General features: G+C 65.0%; 6 protein-coding genes. 3 read left to right on the top strand and 3 right to left on the bottom strand.

What is annotated here, in order from left to right; translation table 11 throughout:
• On the top strand, positions 1–302 hold a 302-nt coding region (locus ACESMO_RS06805; protein ID WP_372707409.1), incomplete at its 5' end, for a transposase.
• A 238-nt stretch (positions 303–540) separates the two neighbouring features.
• On the opposite strand, the gene ACESMO_RS06800 is transcribed toward ACESMO_RS06805, so the two are convergent.
• From ACESMO_RS06800 to ACESMO_RS06790, 3 genes are all read right to left on the bottom strand, one after another.
• A complete protein-coding gene (locus ACESMO_RS06800) occupies positions 541–2,139 on the bottom strand; it encodes an SLC13 family permease (RefSeq protein WP_372707408.1) in 1,599 nt (532 codons plus the stop codon).
• A 160-nt stretch (positions 2,140–2,299) separates the two neighbouring features.
• Positions 2,300–3,616, bottom strand: a complete 1,317-nt coding sequence (locus ACESMO_RS06795) for an alpha/beta hydrolase family protein (protein ID WP_372707407.1) — start codon at positions 3,614–3,616, stop codon at positions 2,300–2,302.
• 22 nt (positions 3,617–3,638) lie between these two features.
• Entirely contained in the window at positions 3,639–6,734 is a 3,096-nt protein-coding gene (locus ACESMO_RS06790; RefSeq protein ID WP_372707406.1) for a TonB-dependent receptor domain-containing protein, read from the bottom strand.
• A 493-nt stretch (positions 6,735–7,227) separates the two neighbouring features.
• Here ACESMO_RS06790 and ACESMO_RS06785 point away from each other — a divergent pair, with 493 nt between their 5' ends.
• Complete coding sequence (locus ACESMO_RS06785) at positions 7,228–8,964, top strand: ATP-binding protein (protein ID WP_372707405.1); 1,737 nt, start codon at positions 7,228–7,230, stop codon at positions 8,962–8,964.
• On the top strand, positions 8,964–10,304 hold the full coding sequence (locus ACESMO_RS06780; protein WP_372707404.1) for a sigma-54-dependent transcriptional regulator: 1,341 nt from the start codon (positions 8,964–8,966) through the stop codon (positions 10,302–10,304). Before ACESMO_RS06785 ends, ACESMO_RS06780 begins: the two co-directional genes overlap by 1 nt.
• Positions 10,305–10,847 lie beyond the last annotated feature (543 nt).

The raw sequence follows: 10,847 nt of genomic DNA, 5'->3' as shown, positions 1-10,847 counted from the left end.
CGGTGCCTGGCCCGACGGTGATCGCACCACCATCCACATCCGGAGCACGGGCTCTACCAGCCGATGCCCAGGGTGAGGGCGACCTGCGCGCCTGGATCGAGCGTGGTCGCGCCAGCCTGGTGGCATCCTTCGCCAACGGCGTTGACCGCGATATCAAAGCCGTCCGCGCGGAGATCACCTCGGGGTGGTCCAACGGCCAGACCGAGGATCAGATCACCAAGCTCAAGCTCGCCAAACGCCACATGTACGGCCGCAGAAAGCTCGATCTCCTACAGGCAAGACTGATCGGGTCGACACCATGACCCCGTCACCAAAACTGCGGCAGAGCCCTTTTTGGACGCCGATTCACAGACTGGTCTCCGGAAATCACGGCGCAAGCCGCTTCCGGCCAAGATATTCCGTGAAGCCGATTTCGTTCAAGTGACATCGATTTCCGGCCAGCCTGATCTGGCACGCGGGGAGGCTCTACGTCCCGTTCATACTGAGCGTCCGCGACGTCGAGGAGATGATGGCGGCGATTTGTCAGGACCGGTCGAACCGTCAGAACCGCAGGCCGAAAGCCACGCCTCCCAGCGCGTAACAGAAAGCCGTGATCAGCAGGATGCCGACAAGGTTCAGCACCAGCCCTCCCCGCGCCATCTGGGCTATAGTTACGGCCCCGGAGCTGAAGACAATGGCATTGGGCGGCGTGCCGACGGGCAGCATGAATGCGCAGGTCGCAGCGAGGGCGGCCGGGATCAAAAGCGTCATCGGATCGGCCCCGATGCCCACCGCCACCCCGCCGAGAACGGGTATGAAGGTGGCGGCGGTCGCGGTGTTGCTGGTGACTTCGGTCAGAAGCATCACGATCGTCACCACTGCGGCGACCAGCAGCACGATGGGCAGGGCGCCGAGTCCGGTGACCTGTTGTCCCAGCCAGGCGTCCAGGCCGGTGCCGGCCACTGCGCCGGCCAGGCTGAGCCCTCCGCCGAACAGCAGCAACACCCCCCAAGGCAGTCCGTCCTCGGCGTCCTTCCAGTTCAGCACCATTTCGCGGCCGCCGCGTCCGGGCAGGAGGAACAGGGCAGCACCGGCGGCGATGGCGATGGCGGCGTCATCCAGCTCACCCAGCAAGCCCAGGCTTCCGCCCAGACCCGGGATGCTGTCGAGCACACCGGGCACGATCCAGAGGAAAGCCGCCGAACCGAACACGGCGAGGACCATTTTCTCACCCTGGCTCATGCGACCCAGTTTGCTGATCTCGCCTTCGATCATCTGCTGGCCACCCGGAATTTCGTCCAGCTTGAAGCGATAGAGAACCCGGGTCATCAGCAGCCAGCCGAGCAGGATGAAAGTCAGGCCGAGCGGGGTGCCGACGATCATCCATTCGAGAAAGCCGATGGTGCGGCCGAGCTCCTCGGCGGCATAGCCCGCGACGATGGCGTTCGGAGGCGAGCCGAGCAGAGTGCCGAGGCCGCCCATCGTTGCCGCCCAGGCGATACTGAGCGTGAGGCATATCCCGAACCGGCGGAGGTTGTCATCCCGCATGACATCACTCCCCCCTGGGCCTTGACCCTGGGCCGTGGACGTCTCCGCCGTCGCCGCAGCGAAGCGGTCCGAGACGAGCGCCAGCACCGAAAGCCCGATCGGCAACATCATTAGGGTCGTCGCCGTGTTCGACACCCACATGGACAGGAAGCCGGTGGCCAGCATCAGACCCAGCACGATTCGGGTCGGCTTGTAGCCGACGCGGGCGATGGTCAGCAGCGCCACCCGCCGATGCAGGTTCCACTTCTCCATCGCAATCGCGATCAGGAAGCCGCCGAGGAACAGGAAGATCACCGGGTTGGCATAGGGGGAGGTGGTTTCACCGATGGAGCGTTCCGTCAGCAATGGAAACAGTATGATGGGCAGCAGGGAGGTCATGGCCAACGGGATCGCCTCCGTGATCCACCAGAACGCCATGAGGGTGGCGACCGCGGCGACGATACGGGCGTCCATGCTCAGGCCCTGAGACCCTCCCAGCAGAGACCAAACCGCCAATGCGGCGGCTATCCCGGCCAATCTGAGTGCCCAGACCAGCGCGGGCGGCCGCCCACCCGAGTAAGACCCGTCGGTCTGGGGCTCGAACTCGCCCTGCTGCCGAACCGGTTCTTTCATGCGTCCTGCCCCATAGGTGAATACTTTCCGGGCAGGCCCGTCAGCCTGAGAAACGGAATTGCCTGCAACCCGGCCTCCAGAGGGAGGGAGCAACCGGCCTTCGAGCCGATGGTGCCGGTTCGCGCGATGGCGTCCCGGCAGAAACAAAAAGCGTCAGGCCTCATTCCCGGGACATTGCGGGCCGGAACGCCGGGTCGATCCGGCAGGGTTCTGCATAGCGTTCGACAAAAGTTTCACAGAGGGCAGCAACATCCGCTGCATCGGGCCGTTCGCCGGTCTCCAGCCATCGTGAAACGGCCGCCAGAACGGCCGCATACTGGGGCGCGCTCAGGCGACTGTGGAGAGATTCCGTCGTGAATACCTGGCTGAGCAGGTCCGATCGCCCGGCTGCAGCGACCCTCGCGGCATAGTGGGCCTCTTGCTCGACGAATGCGGTGGGATCATAGCGGGCATGCAGCGTCAGGGTCGGCAGCACGATCTGTCCCGTCAGATCGCTGTCGTAGGCGAGGGCCGCTACAGCGGCCGGGTCGGCCTCGAACCGCTCCACCCCCTCGTTGAGCGCGACATCGTCATCCGATCCCCGGTAGGTCCGGCCGATGTTGGAGAAGGGATTGCGCCCCCCCAGCCGTTTCCAGACCAGGTCCTGAAACAGGGTGGTGCCCCAAGCCAAATGTGCCACCAGCTGGTCCGCCTCAACGCCGGTCACCGACAGGATGTTGCGAAGCGCCGCCGACTGGGCCGGAGACCGGGCCTCTGGCTCGAGGTCCAGCCCCGTGCAGGCCTCGACGCGGGCCGCGATCCCCGCCCGCGGCATGGCGGAGCCGGGCGGCAGACCCTGCCAGACCGGATACTGCACCTCGTCGGGACGGGGATGGTTTCCGCAGTAGAACTGGTAGACCGCCCTGAGGTCCGCGCGAAAGCCATAGGCACCGGTTCCTCCCGCAAGGACGCCGCTGGTCAGGATCACGCCATCATAGTTGCGCGCGCCGTCGGCGGACACGGCATAGAGTTCCGCCGCCTTGGCCGCGACATTCGCACCCCACGACTGGCCATGCAGCAGGGTTCGCCCGGGTCGGCCAAAGGCGTCCCACACAATCTGGCGCAGGTCATCGGTATCTTTCGCCGCCATCCGCACACCAAAGCCGCCGCGCCGATAGGTCGACCCGGCCCAGGCGTAGCCCTCGCGGACCATCATCGAGAACCGGTCCAGATCCTCGACCGAATTGTTGCGCAAGGGCTCGCCGGTGCGCGGTCCCCCGTGGGCGTGCACGATCAACGTCCCGTTCCAGTCGGCGGGATAGGCCACCCAGTACCACGCTCCGTCGGTGGAACGGCCTGCATAGCAGGTCGTGCCTGACGGCAGGCTTTCGGGACAGTCCGCCAGCTCGGGCGCGATCGCTTGGGCCGAGGCGGGTGCATCCGCGCCCGCACCGATCCAGATCATTGTCGCTACGGCCAGAGCCGACAGATCACGCATGGCCCCTATCCCTCCGAATGCCTCAGAACTCCTTGGCCAGACTGACGTACCAGTAGCGACCATAGGGGCGGTAGAGTGAGCCGAGATAGCCGGCCGAAGAGAGCGGCGGTGCCTCATTGGTGATGTTGCGGGCCCCGATCCGGACACGCGAGTCCGAAGCGAGGCCGGCACCGTCTTCCCATTCGTACTGAACATAGAGATTGCCGGTGATCTGGCTCGCGACTTCCCAAGGGGCCCCAGTCGCTGACAGCAGGTCGGTATCGTCCACGGCACTGATGTACTGGGTGAAGGCCCCCGCCTGCCACGGCCCCTGGGACCAGGTCAGCGACCCCGAGACCTTCCATTCCGGTCGCCCGTTCTGTGCAAGCAGGTCGCTTGTCTCGGGCAGGGGCGTGGCGGCGTTGATCGTTCCGGCATTCCGGGCGGCATAGAGGGCGTTGATCGCTGGCCCTCCCTCGCGCCCGAAGGCGATCAGCTTGGCCGCGTTCAGGTTCAGCCGGAAGTTGCCGATGGGCGTGTCGCGCAGACGCCAGATCAGGCCCAGGTCCATCCCCTCGACGTCCTGGGGCAACAGGTTGACGAACCGGTCGCTGATGGAGGTGATGACCCCGACCGGCGTGATTCCGGTGCCGGCGAACAGGGCGATGTCGTCGGCATTGGCGGCTGCGCGTGTCACCAGTGGGTTGAAGCGTCCCTGAACGCGGTCCAGATAGTCCTGGACGACGGCGTTGCGGCCGCCGAACAGGCCGACGATCTTTTCCTGCTTGATGCGCCAGCGGTCGACGGTGAAGGTGAAATCGCCCCAGGCTTGCGGCAGGAATTGCGGCTGGAAGACCACGCCATAGGAGGAGTTGGTGCTCTCTTCCGGCTCCAGATCCGGATTGCCGGAGACCAGCAGCGAGGCCCCGATCGAGCGCGAGCAGGCCCCGAAGGTGGCAATCCGCCCGGCCCGCAGATCAGCCTCGCAGCGGATGAAGTCCTGATTGGTCGACAGGCGTCCGTAGGTGGCAGTGTTGACCTGTTCCAGATTCGGCGCGCGGAAGCCTTCCGAATAGGACCCCCTCAGACGCAGGCCGTCGAAGATGTCCCAAGAGGCGGCGATCTTGGGCTTGGCCACGTCGCCGAAGTCCGAATAGTGCTCGGCCCGACCGGCGATCTGCAGGTTGAGCGCCCGCACCAGCGGGATGTTCATCTCGGGCGACACGACCGGTACGGCGAACTCGATATAGGCCGAGGTGACCGTGCGCTCGCCCGAGGTGTCGGGGTTCTGGCTGACGGCGATGACGTTCGACAGCTGGACCCTGCCGGTCACCGAGTCAGTGAACGGGTTGGACCCGTCGAGGTTGGCGTCACGGTCGTCGCGCTGGGTCTCCCTGCGCGCTTCGAAGCCGAAGGCCACACCGACGTTACCGGCGGGCAGACTGAAGAGGTCTGGACGTGACACCTTGAAATCATACTGGGTCAGGGTTGTGCGCGATTCCCGCTTCAGCCGGAACGTGATCGCGTCCAGCGCGACCTGTGAACTGGGCGTGCAGTCGCCGAAGCTGGTCTGGGCCACACAGCCGCCGTTGAAGGGGTTATAGGCATCGGGCGTCGACAGGGCGAGCGAAGCCTGCAGCGCCGTGGTGTTGACCGCATCCGACTCATCGGTGGCCTCGGCCTCCGAATAGAGCAGCGCGGTTTCCCAGTCGAAGCCGCGCCATTCGCCGCGCAGCCCGCCCAGCGCCCGCGCCTGGTAGTTGCTGACGTCCACGCCCTGATAGCCGGCATCGACGAAACGGTACTGGTTCAGGGTGATGGCCAGGCCCGAGACCGGAACATTGGTGAGGCCCGAAATCCGGTTTGGGTTTGCGCGGCCGTCTGCGAAGGTCACGGGGCCGAACGGGTTCCAGTAGTTCTGGGCCGGAATCGTCAGGGTGTTGAGGTTGATCACCGGCGGCTGGATGCGCTGGGTGTCGGCTTGATACCAGCCCAGCTCGCCGAAGGCGGTGATGTCGTCGGTCAGTTCATAGCGGCCGCTCATGAACAGGTTGAGCCGCTGGGTGTCCGGAAGGATTGTGGTCCCCGGTGCAGTGTCGAACCGGAGATCGCGCTGCACGCCGTTGAAGTTGAGCGCGCCAGAGCCGAGGCAAATGTCACCGTTCGGCACGAGGCATCCGGTCAGGGCTGTGGGCTGAATGCGGAAGGCTCCCGCCGCCGACGTCAGGGCCGTCGTCCCGCGACGGATCGCCGTGGTCGCACCGACCACTGCCAGGTTCGCCCAGGGACCGCGCGTGTTGCGGGAGTCGGGCGTCAGGCTGGAGGCGTAGTCCGGTTCGTTCGCGAACAACGGCCGCAGATTGTCTGTCGCCGTGAAGTCCTGATCCTTGGCCCGCAAGGCGTCTCGGTCCGTATAGTCGATGAACAGCGAGATATTGCCGCGCTCGAAGTCCCTGCCGGCGAAGACGCCGATATTGAACTCGCGCAGATGGGTGCCCTCGGCACCGCCATACTGCGTGTTCATTTTCAGGCCGTCGAAGTCGTCTTGAAGCACGGTGTTGACCACGCCCGCCACCGCGTCAGCGCCGTAGATGGCCGCTGCGCCGTCCAGCAGGATCTCCAGCCGCTCCAGTCCCGAGACCGGTATGGCGTTGGAGTTGTAGCTCAGCACCGGAACCGTGCCGGTGTCCGACGTGCCTTGGCTGGTCGGATGCTGGACGATTCGGCGACCGTTCAGCAGCACCAGGGTGTTGCCGACGCCGAGCGAGCGCAGGTTGACCGAATTGACGTCGCCACGGGCGGCATTCGAGGTCTGCGCGTTGTTGGCTGGGCTGAATAGCACGTCGCCCATCTGCGGGATCGAACGCATCAGGTCGTCGCCGTTAACCGCGCCCGTCGCCAGGATCTGTTCCTCGCTCAGCACCGTCACCGGCAGGGCGGCGGTGACATCCACGCCCCGGATCTGGGAGCCGACAACGACGATGTCGTCGACGGCGACGGTTTGACCCTGCGCCTCGGCCTGTTCGGCGATTGACCGGGCCGCCTGCGACGGTTGCGTCTGGGCCAGTGCGGCCGGGGCCAGGCTCAGCAGGGCGGCTGCGGCGGTGGTCGCCAGCATCGCGGTTTTGATCGTATTCATCTCATCCTCCCAAAGTCTTTTTTGTTTCAAGGCACGAGAAGCTCCGCACACCGGAAAGAATTGACCGATCAACCCATCTGGCAGGATCACGGTCAGAATCTGGACATCCAGAGGCCGGCACGACGCGCGAAACCCCGGAGGGGCGAGTCCTGGATCACGTGAGAGAAACACCCGGCCTCCTGATGCGACCGTGGTCGCCGTTTCCCGTCACGGTCTGGCACCGTGTCCTCAGGTGGCAGTCTGGCCCCTTTTCGGGGGCGCGCAAGGCGAATGCCGGCATATCCTAAGTGTATGAAAAATAATACTAACTCTCGTGTAGCCGTCGTTATCCGTGCGATTTGTCGCTCATGCTGTGGCGCGGTTGTGCGGAAAACCGCATAGTCTGCTCATGAGATGGCCAAGTCTGTTACCCCTGCGAAGTGCGAGTCTCGACCGTCCTTCACGTGTCTGGGCCTGGATGGTCCTTGCATGGCTGGTTGGGGCGAGTTTGGCGATGGCCACGGCGGGCGAGATCGCCAGGCGCAGCGCCGAAGCGGGTCTCGTGAGACTGGCGGAGGCCGGGGCTGCTCTCCATGCCGCCGTTCTGCGCAGCGAACTTGAAAAATACCGGTTGCTTCCGCTTGTCCTGTCGCAGGACCCTGCCGTCATCGCGATGCTGGCCAGCTCCGATGGCCGGGAAGCGGATTCCGTCAGTTCGAAACTGGAGACCCTCGCGGACCAGACCCGGGCTGCAGCCATCTATGTGCTGGACAATGAAGGCGTCGCGCGCGCCGCGAGCAACTGGCGCCAGTCGACCAGCTTCGTTGGATCGGACTACGGTTTTCGGCCGTATTTCAGCGATGCGATAGTCGACGGCTCGGCCGAGTTCTTCGCCCTTGGCACTGTCAGCGGTCGCCCGGGACTGTATCTGGCGCGACGGATCGGGCCGGCGTCCGGGGCGCTCGGGGTTGTGGTCGTGAAGGTCGAATTCGACGCGCTTGAGGCGGAATGGCGCGCGTTGGGCGAACCCGCGTTTGTGACCGACGCGCGTGGCGTGGTGCTCGTTACCAGCAACCGTGACTGGCGCTTTCGCCGTAGCCGCCCCCTGACTGAGGCCGAACGACAGGCCATTCTGGCCGACCAGACCTTGGGCGGACAGGCTCTTGCGCCGCTTCCCTTCGCGACGCCGCCCCTTGATGGCAGCGCCATCGTTCGCACCGCTGTCGATGGCCCTCCGGCCGACTGGATGGCCGTCCAGACGCCAACCGACACGCCGGGCTGGACCTTGCATCTGCTAAGCCCGGTCGGTGGTGCCGTTGTTACCAATGTCGCGAGCGCGCGAGCGGTCGCGGGCCTTCTGGCGACCCTCCTCGCTGTCGGGGCCGGTGTCCTGTTGCGACGCCGTCAACAGGCGATCGCCCGGGCTCTGGCCGAGGAGGCTGCGCGCGCCGACCTCGAGCGGCGCATCGATGAGCGCACTGCCGAACTGCGCTCCGCGAACTCACGACTGAGCCAGGAGATCGACGAACGTCAGCGGGCAGAGGCCAGCCGCGAAGCACTGAGGCAGGAATTGGTTCAGGCCAACAAGCTGGCCACGCTGGGCCAGATCGCCGCCGGCGTCGCCCATGAGATCAACCAGCCGGTCGCAGCGATCCGCACCCACGCCGAGACTGCCGTCGCCTACTCCGACCGGGGCGACGTCGCGGGCGTGCGGCGCAATCTTGGACGGGTGGCCGAGCTGACGGTTCGCATCGGAGCCATTACCGACGAACTCCGGACCTTTTCGCGCAAGTCCAGTCGAGGTGTCTCGCCGGTCAATCCGTGCGAAGCGATCGACGGTGCGGTGCTGCTGATGAGCGGTGGTTTGCGCGCCGCCAACGTCGATCTCGTCCGGACAGGGCTGCGCGACGTCCGGGCGATGGCGGATCTCATTCGCCTCGAACAGGTGATCGTCAATCTGGTCCAGAATGCTTTCGAGGCCATGGCTGAACACGCCGTGGACAATCCGCAGGTCGTGATCGATATCGCCCGACGCGGTCGAAGGATCGAGATTTCGATCAGCGACAATGGCCCCGGTGTTGATCCCGCCATCTCGGGCGCGCTGTTCACGCCGTTCGTGACCACCAAGACCAGGGGGCTCGGTCTGGGACTGGTGATCTGTCGCGACATCATCGCGGGCTTCGGAGGTGAGCTGAACCTTCGTCCCCGGGAAGTCGGAGCGGACTTCGTCATTTCCCTGAAGGTCGCCTGATGGAATTTTCCCGTCCCCGGGCTGTCGTCCTCGTCGACGACGACGACGACTTTCGCGCCGCCCTTGAGGAACGCCTGAAGCTGGAGGACTATGCGGTCCACGCCTACGCCTCGGCCGAGATTGCGCTCAGGCAACTCACTCCCGACTTTCCGGGGGTGGTCGTCAGCGACCTGCGGATGCCGGGCCTCGATGGCAGGGGCTTCCTGACCCGGCTACAGGCGCTTGACGAGGGCCTGCCGGTTGTCATGATCACCGGCCACGGCGACATCGCCGAAGCCGTCGATGCCCTTGCACTGGGAGCCTACGACTTCGTCGCCAAGCCATTTGCGTTCGACCGGCTCGCAGCCAGTCTGAACCGGGCGCTTGAGAAGCGGGGTCTCGTGCTGGACAATCGCGCCCTCGCCGCCGCCATGTCGCACGCGGATCCGTCGCCGGGCCTGCTGGGCTCAAGCCCGTCGATCGTCCGCCTTCGAGTCATCATTGAGCAGATCGCCGACGCGGGAATGGATGTCCTGATTGAGGGAGAGACGGGCGTCGGCAAGGAGATTGTCGCCCGCGCCCTGCACAATAGCGGCCGTCGACGTGTGCACGCCTTCGTGGCCGTCAACTGCGGCGCACTTCCCGAGGGACTGATCGAAAGCGAGCTGTTCGGTCATGAGCCGGGCGCGTTTCCCGGAGCGCTGCGGCGACGGGTTGGCCTTGTCGAACAAAGCCACCGGGGCACACTGTTTCTCGACGAAATCGAAAGCATGCCAGAACGGGCCCAGATCAAACTGCTTCGCGTCGTCGAACAGCGCGAGGTCCAGCCGCTCGGGGCCGAACGCCCTCGCGCGCTCGATCTGCGCATCCTCGCGTCCTCCAAGATCGACCTCGAGGCGGCAGTCGCGCGCGGAGCCTTTCGCGCCGACCTCTTTTATCGCCTCAATGTCCTGAAGCTCCTGGTCCCGCCCCTGCGGGAGCGGCGCGAAGACATACCGCTGCTGTTCTCCCATTTCCTCGTCCGCGCCGCCGGCGAACGGGATCAGACACCGCCCGCCATGACGCCTCGTGTTCGCCGCATGCTGATGGAGCACGATTGGGCCGGAAACGTCAGGGAACTGGCGCATTTTGCCGAACGGGTCTTTCTCGGTATGGAAGGAGGCACGCGCGATGCGGTGCCCCGTGACGACGACAGCCTCGCCGACCGCATGGATCGGTTCGAAAGGGCAGTGATCGAAGACGCGCTGCGCCACCATCTCGGCGACGTGGCCGCAATCACAACCGCCCTGCGCATTCCGCGCAAAACCCTCTACGATAAGTTCCGGCGCCATGGACTTCGCCCCGCCGAATTCCGGCGCTGATCGTAGCCCTGCATCGGACCCGGGGGAGTGAGCCGCATCCGAACGCGCGGTGAGCTTTTGTTGAATGGGCTTAGGCGCAAACGGGCAGGGGGATTGACCGAGTCTGACTCAAAGCGCCGGGTGTGGATCGGCGTCCAAAGCGTGACCCTGCCAGCTTTGGACGCCGATCCAACTTGATTTTCGAGCGCGAATTATCGTATAATCGGCACCGCTTGGGGAACCACCCGAGACGGTCTTTCTTCAATCTAGACAGTAGCTTACCGGCATGATGACGGGGGTCCCGTCTTGGACGCTGATTCACACCTCTGGGACCGCATCGGCGATATCCTCAAGGCCTTCACACCCCAGGAATGCGCCAACTACTTCCGGCATGATGGCTATGCGTCAAGTTGAGGGGCGAACGCTCTAGAGCAGCCGCCCGCTGAGTTGAATCGAATGTGATCGAGCGGGGGATTCCCATCGGGTCCGAACCGTGAGTCCATGGGTCTTCTGATTGGGAGGCTATTATGGGCAAGGCGCGTTCGGACGATCTTCGGGAGCGTG

Source organism: Brevundimonas sp. (genome assembly GCF_041688735.1).
In the GTDB taxonomy this organism is placed as follows: domain Bacteria; phylum Pseudomonadota; class Alphaproteobacteria; order Caulobacterales; family Caulobacteraceae; genus Brevundimonas.
Note: the sequence above shows the minus strand (reverse complement) of the source record. Positions and strands in the feature narration are given on the sequence as shown.

Bases quoted from the DNA above. Each gene is read 5' to 3' on its own strand.
- ACESMO_RS06800 (WP_372707408.1), bottom strand. From the start codon at position 2,139: ATGAAAGAACCGGTTCGGCAGCAGGGCGAGTTCGAGCCCCAGACCGAC.
- ACESMO_RS06795 (WP_372707407.1), bottom strand. From the start codon at position 3,616: ATGCGTGATCTGTCGGCTCTGGCCGTAGCGACAATGATCTGGATCGGT.
- ACESMO_RS06790 (WP_372707406.1), bottom strand. From the start codon at position 6,734: ATGAATACGATCAAAACCGCGATGCTGGCGACCACCGCCGCAGCCGCC.
- ACESMO_RS06785 (WP_372707405.1), top strand. From the start codon at position 7,228: ATGGCCACGGCGGGCGAGATCGCCAGGCGCAGCGCCGAAGCGGGTCTC.
- ACESMO_RS06780 (WP_372707404.1), top strand. From the start codon at position 8,964: ATGGAATTTTCCCGTCCCCGGGCTGTCGTCCTCGTCGACGACGACGAC.